This window comes from Geodermatophilus amargosae (assembly GCF_900116515.1).
GTDB classification, from domain to species: Bacteria; Actinomycetota; Actinomycetes; order Mycobacteriales; family Geodermatophilaceae; genus Geodermatophilus; species Geodermatophilus amargosae.
The window spans coordinates 35,429-55,573 of sequence record NZ_FPBA01000012.1 but is presented as its reverse complement, the minus strand read 5'-3'; the positions used below and the strand labels follow the sequence as shown (position 1 = coordinate 55,573).

The window sequence follows — 20,145 nt, the reverse complement described above, 5'->3', positions numbered from 1 at the left end:
TGGCGGACGCTTTCCTCGAGGGAGATCTCCCACAGCCCTGTTCGGGCACGGTTCTGGCCGAGGTGGCCCCGTTCACCCGACTCCCGGTACCGCATCGTCGGGTCGGCTCCAGGTGGGGAGGGGGGCTCTGCCCACCACGAGGGGCGGGGCACCGGACACCACCTCCACGAGGTGGTGTCCCGTCCGGTCCCGCCTCGTGGCGAGAAGCCGGACGTTGTCCCGAGGTGCGCCGACGGCGAGGGGGAGCCGTGCGGACACGTGGATGCCATGACCGCTCAGGGCCGTCACCTCGGCGAGATCGTCCGTGAGCAGTCGTACCCTCCGGGCGGCGAGGTCGGTGAGGATGTCGGCGGCCGCCTGGCGGTGCCTGGCGTCGACGGGCATCCCGTGTCGGGTGCCCGCCTCGACGGTGTCGAGTCCTCGGTCCTGCAGGGAGCAGGCCCTCAGTGTGGCGAGAAGGCCGGTTCCGCTCTCCTCGTGGCCACGCAGATAGACGACCACGCCGCGCCCCGCGGTCGCGATCTTCTCGATGGACGCATCCAGCTGCGGGCCGCAGTCGCAGCGGCTCGAGCTCAGAACCTCGCCGGTCAGGCACGCGGAGTGGATCCTGACCAGGACGTCGTCGCCGTCGGGAAGGTGTCCGTCTGCGCCGAGTCCGGCGACCAGAGCGAGGTGTTCGGTCCCGGACTGCTGGTCGATGTAGCCCACGGCGGTGAGCACTCCGGGACGAGTCGGCATCGAGGTGGAGACCACCCGACGGACGACTCCCTCCTCCCGGAGGCGGTGGTCGCGGAGGTCCTGGATCGAGATCATCACCAGGTGGTGCTCGTCGGCGAATGCCCGGCAGCTGTCGGCACGCCGCATGCTGCCGTCGTCCTCGACCATCTCGGCGATCACGCCGGCCGGCTGACGACCGGCCAGCCGGGCCAGGTCCACAGCCGCCTCGGCGTGCCCCGGGCGGACCAGCACGCCACCTTCCCTCGTCCGCAGGGGGAGGAGATGACCCGGTCGTGTCAGGTCCCCGGGCTCGGTTCGCGGATCGGCCAGCAGCCGCGCCGTGCGGGCCCGATCTCGCGCGGAGATGCCCGTCGTGACACCGGAGCTCGCATCGACGCTGACCGCGAGGCCCGTCTGCAGCCGGTCCACGCTCTCGTGGACCATGGCCGGGATGCCCAGGCGGTCGAGAACCGCTCCGGTGAGCGGCAGGTACACCAGACCGGACGTGTGCCGGACGGTGAATGCCATCCACTCGGGGGTCACGGCATCCGCGGCCATGATGAGGTCGCTTCCGCTCTCGCGGTTCTCGTCATCCACGACGATCACCGGGCGACCTGCAGCGATCTCCGCGAGCGCCGCCTCCACGGTGTCGAGCGACAACGGCGGTGCGGAGGCGGGGAGATCGAGGGATCCGCCTCCGACGACCACGGCCGGCTCCGTCCGGATCAGGCCCGAGCCGAGGTCGGACGGCACCGTCCCGGTATGCGCACGAGGAGCGTTCACACGCGTGTGAACGGCGTCCCGTCCGGACGGTGACCGTCTGTCCTGGGGCTTCACGGCGTCACCCTATTCCTCATAACTTATTGTCCGCAACCCATGACTGATGGCTCTCGACCGCTCGAGGAAGCGCTGGTCGACATGACGAGGTGTGCAGGCCGGGCCGCGCCACACGCAGGACGGCCACCGGCGTGCCGGACCGGCGTCGTCTCCGATCAGTGACTCTCGCTGCGGGGTGGGAGAGCGGTGACCATCGGATGATCACGGCCGATCCGGCCGGTCTTGGCTGCGCCTCCTGGGGTGCCGAGCTCCGAGAAGAATTCGGCGTTGGCGTCCTGGAAGGCGCTCCACTGGTCCGGGAGGTCCGTGTCGTAGTAGATGGCCTCCACCGGGCAGACCGGCTCACAGGCGCCGCAGTCGACGCACTCGTCCGGATGGATGTACAGCATCCGGTCACCCTCGTAGATGCAGTCCACCGGGCACTCGTCGATGCACCTCTTGTCGAGGACATCGACGCACGGCTCGGCGATGACGTAGGTCATGACGGCTCCTTGTTCGACAGCGGCACCGCGCCGTGGTGCGTGCGGCGCCGGGGGGACTGCTCACTACCGGATCCGGACCGGTCAGTGGACCTCTTGTCCGCCGTCCGTGGGCCCGGCCACCTCTCTGAGGCGGGCATCGGTGGACGGCTGCTCGAGCTCGATCTCATCTCCCGGGAGGAGGATGACCGTCGATCCGGTCGGGGGCAGTGCCCGCCCGTCGACGGGGAGGACACGGGCGTTTCGGCCGACCTCGAGGTCACCGAAGACCGCCGGCCAGGGGGAGATGTAGCGGTACCGGGGCACGACCGCTCCGAGGGAGGAGGGGCAGGACAATCGCAGCAGTTCATCGCCCCTCGTCGCCGGCGGGGCACACTCATCGCCGCCCACCTTCGTCATCGCGGGCGCCGGCCGGTTCCTGGTCGACGAGCGTGAGCCGACCGCCGAGCGGCTCGTACGTGAACTTCTGCAGCGGCCCCGTGGGCGGGTCCTTCAGCAGCACGACGCGCTCGCGGTTGAGGCGGACGCTCATGACCTCGTCCGCCGCGTGTCCCAGCTCCCGACAGAGCCACCGGAACACATCCGCAGGAACGGAACCCTGCTCGCACACGTCCGGTCCCTCCGCTCTCTCGCGTCAGTGGTCCCTCAGTCATGCGGGATCTGCACGTTGCCGCTCTGCACGGCCCACGTGTCGGTGCCGTGCAGGAGCGAGTGGAGGTCGGCGGTCCCGTCCTGTACCGCGTGCTGCACCTGGGCCCGGGCGAGGTCGTCGTACGTGGGCCGGTCCACCCGCCGCAGCACGCCGAAGACGGCGTGCTGCAGGTCCTGGTCGGACAGCCGGGACAGGGCGAAGGCGAGCTCGGTGTCGGTGGCGTCGTGGACCACGACGTCCTCCGGTGCGACCTCCGCGGTCGGCGCCACGGCCAGCCCGAAGCCCTTGCGGACGACGGCGTAGCGGCCCTCGTTGCCGAAGACGATCGGCTCGCCGTGCCGCACGGTGATCACTCGCGACTCGGACTGGTCGGGCTTGCGCAGCACGTCGAAGGAGCCGTCGTTGAAGATGGGGCAGTCCTGGTAGATCTCGACCAGCGACGCCCCGCGGTGCCGCGTCGCGGCGTCGAGCACCTCCGTCAGGCCGGCTCGGTCGGAGTCCATCGCCCGCCCGACGAACGTCGCCTCGGCGCCCAGCGCGAGGGACACCGGGTTGAACGGGTGGTCCAGCGAGCCCATCGGGGTGGACTTGGTGACCTTGCCGACCTCGGAGGTGGGCGAGTACTGGCCCTTGGTGAGCCCGTAGATCCGGTTGTTGAAGAGCAGGATCGTCAGGTTCACGTTGCGGCGCAGGGCGTGGATCAGGTGGTTCCCGCCGATGGACAGGGCGTCGCCGTCCCCGGTCACCACGAACACCGACAGGTCGGGCCGGGTGACGGCCAGCCCGGTCGCGATCGCCGGCGCGCGGCCGTGGATCGAGTGCATGCCGTAGGTGTCCAGGTAGTACGGGAACCGGGAGGAGCACCCGATGCCCGACACGAAGACGGTGTTCTCCCGCTTGATGTGCAACGTCGGCAGGAACGAGCGGACGGCGGCCAGCACCGCGTAGTCACCGCAACCCGGGCACCACCTCACCTCCTGGTCGCTGGTGAAGTCCTTGGCCCGCTGCACCTCGTCCTCGGTGGGCACGCGGTCCAGTCCGCCGAGCACCGGCAGCCCCAGGTCGATCGCGGTCATGCCGACACCTCTTCCTTCATCATCAGCGGAGTCAGGCGCTCGGCGAGCTCGGCCGCTCCGAACGGCATGCCGGCGACCTTGGTGATCGACTCGACGGGGATGCAGAACCGTCCCTGGAGCAGGAAGGCCAGCTGGCCGAGGTTCATTTCGGGGACGACGACCTTCCGGTACCGGCGCAGGACGTCCGCGGTGTTGGCCGGGAACGGGTTGAGGTACCGGAAGTGGGCCTGTGCCACCGGGTGCCCGAGGGCTCGCAGCCGGCGGACCGCGGCACCGATCGGGCCGTAGGTCGACCCCCAGCCGACGACGAGGACGTCGGCGTCGCCGTCCGGGTCCTCGACGTCCAGGTCGGGCACCGTGACGCCGTCGATCTTGGCCTGGCGCACCCGCACCATGAACTCGTGGTTGGCCGGGTCGTAGGAGATGTTGCCGGTGCCGTCGGCCTTCTCCAGCCCGCCGATCCGATGGGCGAGACCGGGTGTGCCGGGCACCGCCCACGGGACCGCGAGGGTGTCGGGGTCGCGCAGGTAGGGCAGGAAGCTGCCGTCCGGACCGTTCGGCTCGGTGGCGAACCGCACCGGTGTCTCGGGTAGGTCCCCGTCCTCGGGCAGCCTCCACGGCTCGGAGCCGTTGGCGATCGCCCCGTCGGAGAGCAGCAGCACCGGCGTCTGGTAGGTGACCGCGATGCGGACGGCGTCCAGCGTGGCGTCGAAGGCGTCGGAGGGGGACCGCGGTGCCACGATCGGCAGTGGAGCCTCACCGTTGCGGCCGAACATCGCCTGCAGCAGGTCTGACTGCTCGGTCTTCGTCGGCAGGCCGGTGGAGGGGCCGCCACGCTGCACGTCGACCACCAGGAGGGGCAACTCCGTCATCACCGCCAGACCGATGGCCTCCGATTTGAGCGAGATGCCGGGGCCCGATGTCGTCGTCACCCCCAGGGAGCCGCCGAAGGCCGCACCGATCGCCGCACTCACGCCCGCGATCTCGTCCTCGGCCTGGAAGGTCGTCACGCCGAACCGCTTGAGCTTTGACAGCTCGTGCAGGATGTCCGACGCCGGCGTGATCGGGTAGCTGCCGAGGAACACGGGCAGCCCGAACCGCAGGCCGGACGCCACGATGCCGTAGGCGAGTGCGGTGTTCCCGGTGATCTGCCGGTAGGTGCCGTCCGGCAGCGCAGCCGGCGAGACCTCGTAGGTCACCGCGAAGGACTCGGTCGTCTCGCCGTAGGCGTGCCCGGTGCGGAAGGCCACGATGTTGGCCTCGGCGATCTCCGGACGCTTGGCGAACTTGTCCCGCAGCCAGCGTTCGGTGCCCTCGGTCGGCCGCGAGTACATCCACGACAGCAGGCCCAGGGCGAACATGTTCTTGCTGCGCTCGGCCTCCTTCTTGCCGATTCCCAAGGGGGCCAGCGCGGCGGTGGTCAGTGACGTCATCGCCACCCGGTGCACGGTGTACGACGCCAACGAGCCGTCCTCGAGCGGGTCGCTCTCGAAACCGACCTTGGTCAGATTCCGCTTCGTGAACTCGTCGGTGTCGACGATCAGGACTCCGCCGGGCGACAGATCCGTGAGGTTCGCCTTCAGCGCGGCCGGGTTCATCGTCACCAGCACGTCCGGCCGGTCACCCGGGGTCAGGATGTCGTAGTCGGCGAAGTGCAGCTGGAAGCTCGAGACACCGGCCAGAGTGCCGTGCGGCGCCCGGATCTCCGCGGGGAAGTTCGGCAGCGTCGACAGATCGTTGCCGAATGCCGCCGCCTCCGCCGTGAACCGGTCGCCAGTCAGCTGCATGCCGTCACCGGAGTCGCCGGCGAACCTGATGACGACGCGAGACTGCTTCCGCGGCGATCCGTGGACCGGCTCGGATCCGGGTGACGCCATCATGTACCTCCTGCGGTGAACGGGCTGTGCCGCGCCCCGGCTCACGCGCGGGGAGCGCATGGCGCAGTCGAGACGGCTACTCGGTGTCGTGCGACTCAGCGCGTCGTCGTCGATGATCCGTAGCCCAACGGTGGAGCCACGGGCCCGGCGGGATGATGCGAGTGAGATCCTCATGAGGATCTGACGTGACGCACGCTACGTCGGTGTGACTGGACAGTCAAGGGGCGTGAAGCCGTCGGCGGCTTGTACCCATAAGGTGGCTTGTACCCATAAGGTCATGAGGAATAGGCTGCTGCCTCGTACGCCGGCGAGATCGGCCTCGTTCCCTCCGACGTGGAGCGGAGGCGGTCTCCCGTCCGAGCGTGGATCCGCCGGCGCCGCGTCCCTGAGGACGCACACGCGCGAGGGGCCTGCGCGGAACGGATCCGTGATCGCCCCTCGAGAGGACCCGCGTGCGGCAGAGCCCTACCGAGCGGCGCACTGGGCATCGCTCGACGTTCGCCGTCCTGGCCCTCGGTGTCGCCGCCTTCGCGTTCCTGCAGTCGCTGGTCAATCCGGTGCTACCGACGGTCCAGGCGGAGTTGGGGAGCTCTCAGACCGACGTGACGTGGGTGTTGACCGCCAACTTCATCGCGGCGTCGGTCTTCACCCCGATCCTGGGTCGTTTGGGCGACATGACTGGCAAGAAGCGGATGTTCGTCGTCGGTCTGGGGACAATGGCGCTCGGCTGTCTGCTGTCCGCCGTGGCCACCGACCTGTCGGTCATGATCATCGGCCGTGTCGTCCAGGGCGTCGGGGGAGGCGTCCTGCCGTTGGCCTTCGGGATCATCCGGGACGAGTTCCCGCAGCGCGAGGTCCCCGGTGCGGTCGGCGCCATCGCCGGCCTGACCGCACTGGGAGGTGGTGTCGGCCTCATCCTGGCCGGCCCGATCGTCGACGCCTTCGGCTACCACTGGCTGTTCTGGGTGCCGCTGATCGTTACGGTCCTGTCGGCCCTCGCCGCCCAGTTCCTGCTGCCGGAGTCCCGCGCGCTGTCCGCGGGTTCCATCAACTGGATCTCCGCGGCCCTCTTGTCCGGCTGGCTCGTCGGGCTCCTGCTCGCCGTCAGCCAGGCGCCGACCTGGGGGTGGAGTTCGCCGAGCGTGCTCGCCCTGCTCGCCGCGGCCGTCGTCCTCGCTGTCGTCTGGGTGGTGGCGGAGTCCCGCGCCGAGCACCCGCTGATCGACATGACGATGATGCGGATCCGGGCGGTCTGGGCGACCAACCTCGTCACGCTGGCCCTCGGCGCGGCTGTCTACTCGGCACTCGGGTTCCTGCCCCAGCTCCTGCAGGCGTCCCCGTCCGATGGCCACGGCCTCGGCGCCTCGGTCACCGAATCCGGCCTGATGATGCTGCCGCAGACCGTCGCGGTGTTCGTGCTCGGCCTCGTGGCCGGCCGGATGGCCCTGCGATTCGGCTCAAGGAACCTGGTCGTGGTCGGCTCGCTCGTCAGCGCTGTCGGCTTCCTGCTCGTCGTGGTGGCGCACGACAGTGAGTGGGCGATCTACCTGATCACGGCCGTCAACGGCGCGGGTTTCGGTCTGGCCTTCTCCGCGGTGGCGAATCTGATCGTGGCCGCCGTGCCGGCGCACCAGACCGGGGTGGCCAGCGGCATCAATGCCAACGTTCGCACCATCGGCGGGGCCGTCGGTGCCGCGCTGATGGCCAGCATCGTCTCCGGCGCCGCGACCACAGGGGGTCCGCCGGGGGGGTCCGGCTACGCCACCGGCTTCCTCGTGCTCACCGGTGTGCTGGTCCTGAGCGCCCTGGCCGCACTGCTCATCCCGGAGGTCCGGCGCGACTCCCGCATCCACAACGGGCCTGACGTCGAGATGCGGCACCCCGAGGTGGCGCTGGTACCCGGCGGCACGCTGGTCGAGAGCGAGTCCGGGTCGCCACCCGGGGGACGGCAGAACGAGCCGTGACCGAGCAGACGGCCCTCGCGGCCGGCGTCGATGCGCGAGCCGGCGTCACGACAGTCCGGGCACTGCTCGTGGCGGAGGACCGCGCCCGTCACAGACCGTTCCCCGCCCGGGGTGGCCAGCACGCCACCCCGGGCGTCGCGTTGGCGCCTGGGCGGTGACTTACCGCCTGCGACGAGCTGGCCGTCGGTCAGAAGTGCTGTACGCCCCCGTCGACCGACAGGTGTTCGGCCGTGATGAACCTGGCCTCGTCGGAGACCAGGAACGCCACTGCGTTCGCGATCTGGTCGGCCTCCGTCCAGCCCTGGTCGAGGAAGGTGGTCCCCATGGCCGCGAGCTTCGGGTTGGAGGCACCGACCCGTTCCATGGCGGCCATCACGGCATCGCCGCCCATGGGCGTGGCGACAGCGCCGGGGTGCACCGAGTTGACCCGGATGCCGTGCTTGCCGAGCTCGGCGGCGAAGGCCCGCGTCATGCCGGTGACCGCGTGCTTGCTGGTCGTGTACGGGATCGCGAACGGCTGCAGCTTCTTCCCCGCGCCGGAGCTGATGATCACGACCGACCCGCCGTCACTCCCGGCGACCAGGTGCGGCGCACCCGCCATCACCGTGTTCCACACACCTGTGACGTTGATGTCCATCGTGTCCTTGAACATCGTCGGCGTGATCTCGTCCCAGGTGCCGGGGACGAAGACGGCGGCGTTGGCCACCACGATGTCCAGCCGGCCGAACTCGGCAACGCCCCGCCCGACGAAGGCCTGCATGTCCTCGAAGTCCCGGACGTCACCCTCGTGGGTCAGGATCCGGCGGTCGAGAGCACCGACCTGGCGGGCCGTCTCGGCCAGGTCGTCCGGGGTCGACGACTCGTACGGCACTCCCTGGGGGAGGGGGCCGGCCAGGTCCAGGGCGAGGATGTCGGCGCCCTCACTGGCCAGCCGCAGTGCGTGCGCCCGGCCCTGTCCGCGCGCCGCGCCGGTGATGAAGGCGACCTTGCCGGTCAGCCGTCCGCTCACGTCCATCAACTCCAGTTGTGTGGTCCGCATGATGGTGGAGGGGCCGGAGCTGGCACCCGAACCTCATGAGCAATATAGTGCTCCAGGCCACTTGCGGTCCACAGCCCAGGGCCTGGACGCAACGAGGACGCGTCCCGCGGATCTCCGGATCGACATCGATGAATCGGGGAACCGTGAGCGTTGGAACGATCCACCCGGACCAGTGACCTCTCGCACCACCGTCGGGCGTGCCACGCCGGCCGACGGCGCCACCAGCCTGATCACCCTCCTCGTCTCGGAGGCGGGGACGTCCGCCCACGGGACGTCGGTCGGGCGGCGGCAGCTCGGGGGAGTCCGCACACACGACAGGATGGGAAGTCCATGAAGATCGGCATCCTCGGTACGGGGCACATCGGCAAGACCCTGGCCCTGCGCCTGCCTGAGGCCGGGCACGAGGTCAAGGTCGCCAACTCACGAGGTCCTCACACCATCGAGCAGGACGTCCTCGCCGCCGGCGCGCGCGCCGTCACCGCGGCGGACGCTGTCGCCGACATCGACGTGCTCATCGTCTCGGTGCCCCTCGGCCGACTCCTCGAGATCGCGCCGCTCGTGCGCGCCCTGCCGGAGGGTGTCGTCGTCATCGACACCATGAACTACTACCCGACGCGCGACGGCGCGATCGAGGCCCTCGACGGGGGGCAGGTCGAGAGTGTGTGGGTCGCGCAGCAGCTGGGGCGAACGGTCGTCAAGGCATGGAACTCCATCGGGTCCGACTCCCTGGCTAGCAAGGGGCAGCCGGCGGGCACCCCTGGCCGCATCGCCCTGCCGGTCGCGGCAGACGGCTACGAGGCCCGTCGCATCGGGATGCAGCTGGTCGAGGACACCGGATTCGACGGCTACGACGCCGGACTTCTCGCCGGATCCTGGCGTCACCAACCCGGCACGCCGCCCTACTGCACCGACCTGACCCGTGAGGAGCTGGCGGCTGCCTTGGCCGCGGCCGATGCCGAACGGGCACCCCGACGGCGTGACCTGGCCACCGCCGTCGTCGCGGAACGACTGGGAGACCCTTCGAGGAACCCCGACGCTGACTACTTCGTCCGCCTCAACCGCGTTCTCTACATGTGATGCCCAGCCCGGCTCCGCGTCGGAGCCGGGCTGGCCTCCCGAGTGGGCGGCGTGCGCCGACCTGGGGTGTGAGTGGAGGGCGGCGAGCGGTCATCCCCGAATGCCCTCGCGGAACGGCTTCCACCTCGGCCGGCCTGCTGATATCCTCATGAGGAATTACGCCTCAGGTCTCAGAGGCATGTGCTCGTGGGAGGTAGAGAATGCAGCTCCGTATCGGATCGCGCTGGCGCAGCGCAGTGGACGACACCCAGGTGGTCGTGGTCCGCGCACCCGCCGGCGAGGTCTCCCTCACCTGCGGCGGGCACCCCCTGATCCCCGCCGACAGCCAACCCACCCCCGGCCTCACCATCGACGAGGGGGCCACCGGCGGCACGGCACTGGGCAAGCGCTACGCCGACCCGGCAACCGGACTGGAACTGCTCTGCGTCAAGGCCGGGACAGGGGCGCTCGCGCTCGACGGCGTCGAACTACCCCTCCGGTCCGCCAAGCCCCTCCCCGCATCGGACTGAGCGGACGAGGAGTCCCGATGGAGGACACGGGGAGGTCAGGCGTCGTGGCTGGTGACGTCGCTGCCGCCCGAGCCGCCGCCGCGATCCGCCGGCTGTTGGTCGCGGTGGGGGAGGACCGCGACCGGCCCGGGCAACAGGAGACACCGGCGCGGCTTGCCCAGGCATCTGTCGAGACGTTCGCCGGCCTGCGGCAGGACCCGCGGGACGTCCTCTCCACGACGTTCGACGAGGACCACGACGAGATGTTCCTGGTGGAGGACATTCCGGCCAGGGAGGTCCGACGATGACCATCGTCGAAGGCGGTCGGGACGACGATCCCGCAGGGCGACCGAGGGTCTCGATCCGGTCGCGGTTACGCGCAGACGCAATCCTGACGCGCGCGAACATCGATCTGCGACAGCCCCACCGCGTACCCCTGGCGCTCGGCGCGGTGGGGGTGTGGGGCCGGGGGATCGTCGGCGCGGTCGCTTCCTCTGCGGCGCGGTATCCGTGGGCCCACGCTGTCGTCGACCCCTACGGCGCTCTGACGTACGGCGAGCTGTGGCGGCGCGCCGGTCACCTGGCTCGGGGACTCGTGGACGAGGGCGTGGCCCCTGGGACACGCGTCGGGATCCTCGCCCGCAACTCCCGGGAGTACGTCCTGGCTCTCGTCGCCGTTGCCCGCACCGGCGCTGATCTCGTCTTCCTCAACACGGAGTTCGCCGCTCCCCAGCTCGCTGACGTCGTGGCCGCCGAAGGCGTCGACTTCCTGCTGCACGGGGACGAGTTCGAGGGCGTGGTCGTCGGCTGCGGCGCCCGGCGCACGTTCGGAGAAGCGGCACAGGCGGCCATGGCGCTCCGACAGGGATTCCTCGCGCCGCGCAGGCAGGGACGCCTCATCGTGCTCACCTCGGGGACGACAGGACGCCCCCGGGGTGCCGCACGCAGCTCCGCAGCCGAATCCGTCGAGGGCCTGGCGGGGCTGCTGAGCCGCATCCCGTACCGGCCACGCGACACCCAGGTCGTCGCCGCTCCGCTCTTCCACAGTTGGGGGCTCACCAACCTGCTGCTGGGCCTGGCCCGCGCGTCCACCACCGTGCTGAGTCGCCACTTCGACCCGAGGGAGACGCTCCGATCCGTCTGCGGCCACCGCGCGCACGTCCTCGTGGTCGTGCCGGTCATGCTCCAGCGGATCCTGGCGCTGGGTCCGTCCGCCCTGCTGGCGTCCGACACGACCCGGCTCAGGGTGATCGCAGCGAGCGGCTCCGCACTCGGGCCCGCTCTCGCGACGGAGACCCTGAACCGGTTCGGTGCGGTGCTCTACAACGTGTACGGCTCCACCGAGGTCGCGCTCGCGACCATCGCCACGCCCGCCGAGCTGCGCTCGCACCCCGGAACGGCCGGTCGCCGTGTGCTCGGCGCATCCGTCGAGATCCTCGACGGCCAGGGTCGGCCTGTTGCGGCCGGCGACACCGGCCGGATCTTCGTCGGCAGCTCGATGCGGTTCGACGGGTACACGAGCGGCGGCGCCAAGGAGGAGCAGCGTGGACTGCTCGCCTCGGGGGACATCGGGCACGTCGAGGGTGAGCTGCTCTTCGTCGAAGGACGCGAGGACGACATGATCGTCTCGGGCGGCGAGAACGTGTATCCGCAGGAGGTCGAGGAGCTGCTCGCCGAGCATCCGGGGATCGCCGAGGTGGCCGTCGTCGGCGTGCCCGACCCGCGCTTCGGTCAGGCGCTGTGCGCGTTCGTGGTGACGAAGCCGGGGACGGCGCTGGACGAGGACGCGGTACAGCTCTTCGTGCGTGAGCGACTGGCTCGCTTCAAGGTCCCGCGCAGCGTCCGGTTCCTCGAGCAGCTGCCACGCAACGCCACTGGGAAGGTGCTCAGGCGCGAGCTGAGGTCGGCGTGAGCACCTCCATCCGGCTCCCGATCCCGCGCGACACCGCGGACGCCCTCGCTCGCCGATCCCGTCAGTGGTGGGAGCCCCTGTCGCGCCACGAGGCCGTCGCGGCGTGGGTGGAGCTGGCGACGAGGACGCAGTCGGTGCTCGTGGCCACGGCCGACAAGCCGCAGCGGCTGGCCGCACGGCTGACAGGTGGCCGTACCACCGCAGAACGCCGCGTGCGGGAGGAGGAGGAGGCCCGGCGGCAGCGGTCCAGCGAGTCGCGCGCCCGTCCCGTCGCCGAGAGCTCCCCGGCCGGTCGGCGGCCTCGCGTCCACTGGGACGAGGGCGGCGACGGCGGGCCACTGCTCTTGCTCAACGGATGGACCGCTGGTGGGAGTGTGTGGCCCACCGCGTGGCTGAGAGACCTGGAGCGCAGTTTCCGCGTGATCCGCATGGACACCCGGGGGAGTGGGCTGTCGCGGACGGCGCCTGCTCCGTTCACGATGTCGGATCTCGCGGACGACGCCGCAGCAGTCCTGCGCTCCGCCGGTGCGGAGCGAGCCGGCGTGCTCGGACTCTCGATGGGCGGAATGATCGCGCAGGAGCTGGCTCTCCGGCATCCGGCTCTCGTGGGTGAGCTCTTCCTGGTCGCGACGCGCCCCCCCACGCCGGCACAGATCCCCGGCTCCCCGGAGCTGACCGAACGGTCGTTCGACCGGCCTCCGCCGGGCGAGTCCGTGCAGCAGTTCCTCCGGTCGCGGTGGGCCGCTCATGCCGCTCCGGGCTTCGCCGAACGCGAGCCGGCTCTGCTCGACGAGCTGGTCGAGCAGTTGGGGGAGCGGCGCACGCCGCGCGCCGGAGTGGTGAACCAGGCGCTGGCCGTCCTCGGCTGGCACGGTCCCCGACGGCTGGCCAGCCTCAGGGTTCCCACGACAGTGGTGCACGGAGAGGTGGATCCCCTCACGCCCGTGGGCAACGGGATGCGCCTGGCCCGGCTGATCCCCGGCGCCCGGTACGTCGAGATCCCGGAGGTGGGGCACCTCGTGCCCCTCGAGGCCGGCGACGTGCTGGCCGACCTCGTCCGCGGCTCCGTCCCCGGGGCGCCGTGATGGGCCTGCCCGGTCCCCGCGACCTCTACGACCGCTTCGAGGAAGTGGCCACCCCGCTCGCCGACGAGCTGATCCGCTCGAAGGAGTTCGCTCAGGCGGTCGCCTTCCTCGCCGGTGCCGACCGGACCGTCCGGGCCGGCCTCGGCAGGCTGGCCGCCCGTGCGTGGCACGCCGTCAACCTCCCCGCCGGGACCGACGTCAAGCGGCTCCGCCAGCAGGTCGGCGCCCTCGATCGCGATCTCCGGCTGCTGTCCCTGCAGCTCCAGCGCGACCGGAGGGAGGAGACGCGCCGTGGTGACGATCCCGGACCTGAGCCCGCTTGACCGCATCCGCCGCGAGGTCGAGCGGACCGCGCTGCGCGCGCGCAACGGCATCCGGATGGTGACCGGCATCCAGCGGACGGATGTCGGCCTCAGTCCCAAGGACGTCGTGTGGAGCCGGGGCCGCACCGACCTGTGGCACTACCGCAGCGAGCAGGTGTCCCTGCGGCCGCCGCTGCTGATCATCTACAGCCTGTTCAACCGCAGCTACATCCTGGACCTGCGGCCCGGCAACAGCGTGATCGAGCACTTGGTGGCCGCCGGCTTCGACGTCTACCTGCTCGACTGGGGCGTCCCCGACGAGGGGGACGCGCAGAACCAGCTCGAGGACCACGTCGACTCCCACATACCCGCCGCGATCCACCGTGTCCGCGAGCTCTCCGGCAGCGACAGCGTCAACCTCCTCGGCTACTGCTTCGGCGGGGTGCTGTCGGTGCTGTACGCCGCGCACCATCTCGACGCACCGCTGCACAGCCTCACGGTCCCCACCACGCCGGCGGATCTGCAGAAGCTGGGCCCGATGACGGACTTGATGGCGCGCACCGACCTCGATGCCGTTCTCGGGGACGACGGCATGGTCCCGCCGTCGATCATCGTGCAGGGGTTCCGCGCCTTGGCGCCGGTCAGTGAGCTCACCTCGCGCGTCGACCTGATCGACAAGCTGTGGAGCGACGAATTCGTCGGGGCGTACCAGGCGATGAGTGGCTGGGCGACCGGCCAGGTGCCGCTGCCGGGTGGTGTCGCGCACCAGCTCACGCGACTGGTCGAGGACAACGCGCTGCTCCGTGATCGGGTCTTCCTCGGTGGTGACCGGGTCCGGCTCTCCGACATCCGGGTGCCGTTCCTGCACGTCCTCGGGCTCCGCGACCACATCATCCCCGAGCCCGCCGCCAGCCCCCTCGTCGGACTGATCGGCTCGGAGGACAAGCAGGAGCTGCGGCTCGACGCCGGCCACATCGGCCTGATGGTTGGGCGCACCGCCGCCCGCAACACGCTTCCCCTCATCATCGACTTCCTGAAGCAGCGGAGCGAGGTCCTCGCATGACCATCCAGGAGTTCGCACACGACCACGTGGCCGCGCTCGGCGAGCTCTTCAGGCGGTTGCCCGACAGCGATCTGACCTTCGTCAAGGAGGACGTCACACCCGCCGCGCTCGCGGGCTGGCCGACCGCTCGGGGCTGGCGCTGGGTCGAGGTGGCCCCTGACGGCACCGTCAACGGGATGGCGGCCCTGCTGCCGCTGACCGGGTGGTCCGACCACGTCGCCGAACTGCGGCTGGTCGTCGACCCCGTAACCCGTGGTCGCGGCATCGGCCGTGGCCTGGCGCAGCACGCCGTCGCCAACGGCGTGCGGTCCGGCCTGCTCAAGCTCGTGGTCGAGGTGGCGGCCAGGCAGCAACCGGTCACCGAGATGTTCCTCGGGATGGGTTTCACCGGCGAAGCGTTGTTGCGCGACCACTTCCGGGACCGGAGCGGCGAACTGCAGGACCTGCTGGTGCTCGCCCTCCTCACGGAGCAGATGTTCGAGGCGATGACCGCGGTCGGCATGGTCGACCTGCTGGAAGGACAGTGACGTGGGATTCCTCGACTCGTTCCGCCTCGACGGGAAGGTCGCCGTCGTCACCGGCGCGTCCAGCGGCCTGGGCGTGACGTTCGCCAGGGCTCTCGCGGAGGCAGGCGCCGATCTGGCACTGGGCGCGCGCCGCGAGGACAGGCTGGCGGACACGGTGGCCTCGGCGGAGGCGCTGGGCCGCAAGGCGATCGCGGTGCGCACCGACGTCACCGACCCAGGGGACTGCCAGGCGCTCGTGGAGGCGGCGATGGAGGCGTTCGGCCGGGTCGACGTGCTCGTCAACAACGCCGGTGTCGGCACGGCGGTCCCCGCGTCGCGGGAGACGCCCGAGCAATTCCGCTCGGTCATCGAGCTCAACCTCAACGCCTGCTACTGGATGGCCCAGGCCGCCGGTCGCGTCATGCGGCCGGGCAGCTCGATCGTCAACATCTCCAGCGTCGTGGGGCTCACGACCCTGGGGCTCCCGCAGGCGGCGTACGCCTCCAGCAAGGCCGGCCTGATCGGGTTGACCCGCGACCTCGCCCAACAGTGGACGCCGCGCAAGGGCATCCGCGTCAACGCACTGGCACCGGGCTACTTCGAGTCGGAGATGACCGACCAGTTCGAGGGCGAGTACGTCGAGGAAGTGGTCGTGCCCCGCACCCTGATGGGTCGTGTCGGCAAGCAGGAGGAGATCGGCGCCGCACTGATCTTCCTGGCGAGCGACGCCAGCGGCTACGTCACCGGTATCACGTTGCCGGTCGAGGGCGGGATCCTCGTCACCTGACCGTCCGCGCGTCACGCGCCGCCCGGTCATCCCGAGTAGGAGCGGGACCCGTTCGACCGGGACCCGGGGAAGCGCCCTGCGCGGCCAGTTCCTCGGCGCGCCCCCGAGTACGGACCTGGCCCGCGCCTCGCCGGAGCGGCACCGGTCGACCTGATCCCCGCTCGCACCTCCCGACACCGACACCCAGAGGGCGCATCCATGGCCACGCAGGACCATCCGGCACCGGGTCTCGCCGCCCTGGGAGCCCCGACCGACGTCAGCGACCGGCTGGCGCCAGGGAGCGCCCTCGTCATCAGCCTGCTCGCAGCCTCCGCGTTCACCGTCATGCTCAACGAGATGATGCTCGGGGTAGCGCTGCCGACCCTGATCACCGACCTCGGCATCACCCCGACCACCGGTCAGTGGCTGACCACGGGCTATCTGCTGACGCTGGCGGTCCTCACTCCGGCCACCGGGTTCGTGATGCGGCGGTGGCACGTGCGCACGATCTTCCTGAGCGCGATGTCGCTGTTCGCCGTCGGGACGGTGATCGCCGCCGTCGCCCCTGGCTTCGGCGTCCTGTTCGCCGGGCGGATCCTCCAGGCTGCCGGGACGGCCGTCTTCGTGCCACTGCTGATGACGACGACGATGCGGCTGGCTCCCGTGGCCCGCCAGGGCACGCTGATGGCGATCGTCACGGCCGTACCGGCCGTCGCGCCGGCGGCCGGTCCGGCGCTGTCCGGCGTCGTGCTGTCGGCGTTGTCCTGGCGTTGGTTGTTCCTCCTCATGCTGCCGGTCGCCGTCGTCGCACTGGTGGTGGGGGCGGTCAAGCTCCGCAACATCACCACGCCCGAGCCGGTGACCCTCGACGTGCTGTCCCTGGCGCTCTCCGCCGTCGGGTTCGGCGCCTTGGTCTACGGGCTGGCGTCGATCGGGGAGTCCGTGTCGGGCCATGTGCCGATCGCCCCGTACGTTCCCATCGCGGTGGGGTCGGCCGGCGTGGGGGCCTTCGCCCTCCGACAGGTCGCCCTGCAGCGTTCCGGCAGCGCGTTGCTCGACATGCGGGTCTTCCGGTCGCGGTCGTTCTCGCTGTCACTGCTCGTGATGGTCATCGTCGCGATGGCCGGCTTCGGCACCCTGATCGTGCTGCCGCTGGTCCTCACCGCCGTCCTCGGCCTGAGCACCCTGGCGGTCGGCCTGTTCCTGGTGCCGGGTGGTGCGGCCGTCTCCCTCGTCTCTGTCCTGGGCGGCCGGGTGTACGACCGCTTCGGCCCGCGCCCCCTGGTAGTCACCGGCGCGTTCATCTGGACGGCGTCGCTGTGGTCCCTCAGCACCGTCGACGAGGACACCGCTGTCGGAACGGCCCTGGCGGCCTACACGGTCATGTTCGGAGGGCAGGCCATGATGTGGGTTCCCCTGACGACGACAGCGCTGGCCGGCCTCCGCGCCGACCTGTACCCCCACGGCACCGCGGCCTTCACCACCATCCAACAGTTGGCCGGCGCCGCCGGCGGGGCGGTGCTCATCTCGGCATACACCATCGGCTCGGACGCCGCGGACGCAGGCGTGCTCACCCTGGCCCAGTCCGAGTCCGCGGGCCGGGCCGCGTTCATGACCGCGGCAGTCCTCGGCCTCGGCGCGATCCTCGGCACCCTCTTCGTGAGCCGGACGCAGGTGCCCTCCGAGGTGACGGCGCCCGCTCCCGACCGGGTCTGAGCACCCGACTGACGGAGCAGCACCCAGGCAGATCATTGGCGTCGGCGGACATCGACGAGGTGGTCCCGGCTCTCGTGGACGTCGACGTGGCGGGATGGCTGCCGGACCACCGTTCGTGCGATCCCAGGGGGTGGGGGAGGCCGGAACCGCGGCTTGGCAGCTTCAGGAGTGCAGTCCGTCCCCAGAACGGGAGCGGTCCAGTCGCGCCCGGGCGAGGCCGAAGTAGGTCGGTCTCGCGTGCGGCAGGACCGTTCATCATGAGCAATTGCGTGGTTCGATGCCGAGGAGCAGCTGTCGCTGCCGGACGAGACGAAGGAGACGACATGGCCAAGACGTGGTTCATCACCGGCGCCTCGCGGGGCTTCGGGCGCGAGTGGACGATCGCCGCGTTGGAACGCGGCGACAACGTAGCCGCCACTGCCCGCGATACGGCCAGGCTCGACGACCTGGTCGCGCAGTTCGGCGACAAGATCCTCCCGATACGACTCGACGTCACGGATCGGGACGCTGTGTTCTCTGCCGTGGCAGCTGCGCACGGCCACTTCGGTCGGCTGGACATCGTCGTCAACAACGCCGGCTACGGCCTCTTCGGCATGGTCGAGGAGATCTCCGAGGCCGAGGCGCGGGCACAGTTCGACGCCAACTTCTTCGGCGCGCTCTCCGTCACGCAGGCCGCACTCCCGTACCTCCGCGAGCAGCGATCGGGCCACTTCCTCCAGGTGTCGAGCAACGGCGGGATCGTCACGGGCCCGGAAGTCAGCGTCTACACCGCGACCAAGTGGGCGCTGGAGGCGTTGAGCCAATCGCTGGCATCCGAGGTCGCCGGCTTCGGCATCAAGGTCACGCTCATCGAGCCCGGCTACTACGGCACCGACTTCGCCGGTTCCTCACAGAAGAGGGCCGCCGCCAACCCCGCCTATGCCGCGTTCCGCGAGGAGGTCGACAGGGAGCGCAAGGCTCTCTACCCGGACCCCGGCGATCCCGCGGCCACGCGCGAAGCCGTCCTCCAGGTCGTCGACGCAGACGAGCCGCCGCTGCGGATCTTCTTCGGCGACGGCCCGCTCGCACTGGCGGAGGAGGAGTACGAGTCGCGGCTGGCGACGTGGCGGGCGTGGGAGCCGGTGTCCATCGCCGCGCACGGGTGAACGGTTCGAGTGGCAGCAGCACTCCTCGGCGAAGCCGGCCTCCGGTCACCCCAGCGCATCACTGCCGGAAGATGCAGCACGACTACCCGAGCCGGGGGGCGCACCACCGTGAGTCGGCCCGCGCTCGAGCCGACGGCGATGAGGGCATCGAGGGCAGGCGAAGTCATCGGCCTCGGCATCGTCGCGTGTGGTGCCGTCCGACGACTGTCCGATCCTCCCGGCCGTGGAGGCCAGGGCCGCCGCCGAGCGGTTGACCCGCACCGCCTGGCGACGTTGTACTTCGCGGTGGACGTTGCGAGTGGCTCGGAGTCCCTCCGCGCACAGCGCGCTGCGCGTCCCTGTGGGCGGTCGACCACCCGCTGCGCCGCTCACGCGGCCGAACACGCTAGATCCGGCCCGACCCTCAGACGTTGCGGAGGCCCTCAGCCTCGGCACCGAGGAGCAGAGGTTCTGACATGACCACGCAGAAGGATCCGTCGCCGGAGGCCCTGGCCAACGTCACGGGCCACAACGTCCGGACCAGGGCACATCTGCTGCCCGAGGAGCAGGCGGTAGAAGGCTCCCCCGGCCCGGCGAAGGGGGATCGAGACGCGCGGCTCCAGGCCGAGGCGATCTTGGCCGAGTCGGAGGAGCGCACGGTGCATCCCGACGCGGACGACGCGCAGGGCGGTCACCGCAAGTCGGAGGAGACCGTCGACGACCTCTGATCGTGCCGCACGAGCACCCGTCACGAGTTCGCCGGTCCGAGCCGAGTCGCCGAGCGACATGGATGTGTGGTCATGCCGCCTCCGGCGTCTGGATGGCGTCCGGGCCCAGGGGAGAGGGTCATGCAGAACTGCCCGGCACACTGCCGCGCTCGTCCAAGAAGGCGCCCCTGACCTTCACGAAGGCGTCTGACTCCACGATCTCCTTGATACGGTCGAAACGTGCCCGTGTCCGCTCTCGACCATGTGGCGCTGCCGACCGCCGACACCGCCCGGCTCGTTGCGTTCTACCGGGCGCTGGGCTTCTCGATCGACGGTGAGGAGGCCTGGATCGCCGGCGATGCAGTGGTCGTCGGCATCGTCTGTGGCAGCCAGAAGATCAATGTCCGCACGGAGATCCTCGCGTCCTTCCGGTCGCACCCGGCCAACCTCAGCGCACCGACCGCGGAGCCGGGGTGCGGCGACCTGTGCTTCATCTGGGAGGGAGGAATCGACGACCTCCTCGCCACGCTGACGCGGCTGGGGATCACTCCCGAGCACGGACCGGTGCGGCGGATCGGCGGCCGGGGCGTCGAAGGGGCCAGCGTCTACTGTCGCGATCCCGACGAGAACCTCGTCGAGTTCATCTCCTATCTCCCGGCCGATGTCGAGGCCACCCCGCCCATGGACACCGAGCGTTTCTGGAAGGAACCTGTCGTCTGACTGCGCCGCCTCGGCCGGGCACGGTGACGGTGAGCGGA

21 protein-coding genes are annotated in these 20,145 nt (G+C 70.5%); 14 read left to right on the top strand and 7 right to left on the bottom strand.

Annotated elements, in window-relative coordinates:
- Window positions 1-72: 72 nt before the first annotated feature.
- From ribB to BM414_RS16125, 6 genes are all read right to left on the bottom strand, one after another.
- Complete coding sequence (ribB, locus tag BM414_RS16150) at window positions 73-1,362, bottom strand: 3,4-dihydroxy-2-butanone-4-phosphate synthase (protein WP_281246743.1); 1,290 nt, start codon at window positions 1,360-1,362, stop codon at window positions 73-75.
- Between the two features lie 347 nt (window positions 1,363-1,709).
- Window positions 1,710-2,036, bottom strand: a complete 327-nt coding sequence (gene fdxA, locus BM414_RS16145; RefSeq protein ID WP_093580855.1) for a ferredoxin — start codon at window positions 2,034-2,036, stop codon at window positions 1,710-1,712.
- An 81-nt stretch (window positions 2,037-2,117) separates the two neighbouring features.
- The gene (locus BM414_RS16140) at window positions 2,118-2,432 is read right to left on the bottom strand and encodes a hypothetical protein (protein WP_139245902.1); all 315 of its coding nucleotides are present in this window, start codon (window positions 2,430-2,432) and stop codon (window positions 2,118-2,120) included.
- Window positions 2,410-2,565: a hypothetical protein gene (locus tag BM414_RS29465; protein ID WP_175551631.1), complete on the bottom strand. Its 156-nt coding sequence runs from the start codon at window positions 2,563-2,565 to the stop codon at window positions 2,410-2,412. Before BM414_RS29465 ends, BM414_RS16140 begins: the two co-directional genes overlap by 23 nt.
- 113 nt (window positions 2,566-2,678) lie before the next feature.
- Window positions 2,679-3,761 carry a 2-oxoacid:ferredoxin oxidoreductase subunit beta gene (locus BM414_RS16130; protein WP_093580849.1) on the bottom strand — a complete coding sequence of 361 codons (1,083 nt, stop codon included), beginning with the start codon at window positions 3,759-3,761 and terminating at the stop codon, window positions 2,679-2,681.
- Entirely contained in the window at window positions 3,758-5,638 is a 1,881-nt protein-coding gene (locus tag BM414_RS16125; protein WP_281246741.1) for a 2-oxoacid:acceptor oxidoreductase subunit alpha, read from the bottom strand. The genes BM414_RS16130 and BM414_RS16125 overlap by 4 nt, the downstream gene beginning before the upstream one ends.
- 452 nt (window positions 5,639-6,090) lie before the next feature.
- Between BM414_RS16125 and BM414_RS16120 the strand changes: the two genes are divergently transcribed.
- Window positions 6,091-7,602 carry an MFS transporter gene (locus BM414_RS16120; protein WP_093580845.1) on the top strand — a complete coding sequence of 504 codons (1,512 nt, stop codon included), beginning with the start codon at window positions 6,091-6,093 and terminating at the stop codon, window positions 7,600-7,602.
- A 187-nt stretch (window positions 7,603-7,789) separates the two neighbouring features.
- On the opposite strand, the gene BM414_RS16115 is transcribed toward BM414_RS16120, so the two are convergent.
- Window positions 7,790-8,611 (bottom strand): mycofactocin-coupled SDR family oxidoreductase, encoded by an 822-nt coding sequence (locus BM414_RS16115; RefSeq protein ID WP_217644755.1) that lies wholly within the window; start codon window positions 8,609-8,611, stop codon window positions 7,790-7,792.
- A gap of 180 nt (window positions 8,612-8,791) precedes the next feature.
- Here BM414_RS16115 and BM414_RS16110 point away from each other — a divergent pair, with 180 nt between their 5' ends.
- The 13 genes from BM414_RS16110 to BM414_RS16050 all read left to right on the top strand — a co-directional run bounded on the left by BM414_RS16110 (window position 8,792) and on the right by BM414_RS16050 (window position 20,107).
- Window positions 8,792-9,718: an NADPH-dependent F420 reductase gene (locus BM414_RS16110; RefSeq protein ID WP_281246740.1), complete on the top strand. Its 927-nt coding sequence runs from the start codon at window positions 8,792-8,794 to the stop codon at window positions 9,716-9,718.
- Between the two features lie 200 nt (window positions 9,719-9,918).
- Window positions 9,919-10,227 carry a hypothetical protein gene (locus BM414_RS16105; RefSeq protein ID WP_093580839.1) on the top strand — a complete coding sequence of 103 codons (309 nt, stop codon included), beginning with the start codon at window positions 9,919-9,921 and terminating at the stop codon, window positions 10,225-10,227.
- A 44-nt stretch (window positions 10,228-10,271) separates the two neighbouring features.
- The gene (locus BM414_RS16100; RefSeq protein WP_245784769.1) at window positions 10,272-10,514 is read left to right on the top strand and encodes a GTP cyclohydrolase I; all 243 of its coding nucleotides are present in this window, start codon (window positions 10,272-10,274) and stop codon (window positions 10,512-10,514) included.
- Complete coding sequence (locus tag BM414_RS16095; protein ID WP_093580835.1) at window positions 10,511-12,118, top strand: AMP-binding protein; 1,608 nt, start codon at window positions 10,511-10,513, stop codon at window positions 12,116-12,118. The genes BM414_RS16100 and BM414_RS16095 overlap by 4 nt, the downstream gene beginning before the upstream one ends.
- A complete protein-coding gene (locus BM414_RS16090; RefSeq protein WP_217644753.1) occupies window positions 12,115-13,203 on the top strand; it encodes an alpha/beta fold hydrolase in 1,089 nt (362 codons plus the stop codon). The genes BM414_RS16095 and BM414_RS16090 overlap by 4 nt, the downstream gene beginning before the upstream one ends.
- Window positions 13,203-13,526 carry a hypothetical protein gene (locus BM414_RS16085; protein WP_093580833.1) on the top strand — a complete coding sequence of 108 codons (324 nt, stop codon included), beginning with the start codon at window positions 13,203-13,205 and terminating at the stop codon, window positions 13,524-13,526. Before BM414_RS16090 ends, BM414_RS16085 begins: the two co-directional genes overlap by 1 nt.
- On the top strand, window positions 13,495-14,568 hold the full coding sequence (locus BM414_RS16080; protein WP_245784768.1) for an alpha/beta fold hydrolase: 1,074 nt from the start codon (window positions 13,495-13,497) through the stop codon (window positions 14,566-14,568). The genes BM414_RS16085 and BM414_RS16080 overlap by 32 nt, the downstream gene beginning before the upstream one ends.
- Before the next feature lie 26 nt (window positions 14,569-14,594).
- Complete coding sequence (locus BM414_RS16075) at window positions 14,595-15,095, top strand: GNAT family N-acetyltransferase (RefSeq protein WP_245784767.1); 501 nt, start codon at window positions 14,595-14,597, stop codon at window positions 15,093-15,095.
- A gap of 1 nt (window position 15,096) precedes the next feature.
- On the top strand, window positions 15,097-15,861 hold the full coding sequence (locus BM414_RS16070; protein ID WP_093580829.1) for an SDR family NAD(P)-dependent oxidoreductase: 765 nt from the start codon (window positions 15,097-15,099) through the stop codon (window positions 15,859-15,861).
- A gap of 198 nt (window positions 15,862-16,059) precedes the next feature.
- The gene (locus BM414_RS16065) at window positions 16,060-17,556 is read left to right on the top strand and encodes a DHA2 family efflux MFS transporter permease subunit (RefSeq protein ID WP_093580827.1); all 1,497 of its coding nucleotides are present in this window, start codon (window positions 16,060-16,062) and stop codon (window positions 17,554-17,556) included.
- Between the two features lie 323 nt (window positions 17,557-17,879).
- Window positions 17,880-18,701 carry an SDR family oxidoreductase gene (locus BM414_RS16060; protein ID WP_093580825.1) on the top strand — a complete coding sequence of 274 codons (822 nt, stop codon included), beginning with the start codon at window positions 17,880-17,882 and terminating at the stop codon, window positions 18,699-18,701.
- 455 nt (window positions 18,702-19,156) lie between these two features.
- Entirely contained in the window at window positions 19,157-19,408 is a 252-nt protein-coding gene (locus BM414_RS16055; protein WP_093580824.1) for a hypothetical protein, read from the top strand.
- Window positions 19,409-19,627: 219 nt separating this feature from the next.
- The gene (locus BM414_RS16050) at window positions 19,628-20,107 is read left to right on the top strand and encodes a VOC family protein (protein ID WP_139245901.1); all 480 of its coding nucleotides are present in this window, start codon (window positions 19,628-19,630) and stop codon (window positions 20,105-20,107) included.
- Window positions 20,108-20,145: the final 38 nt, after the last annotated feature.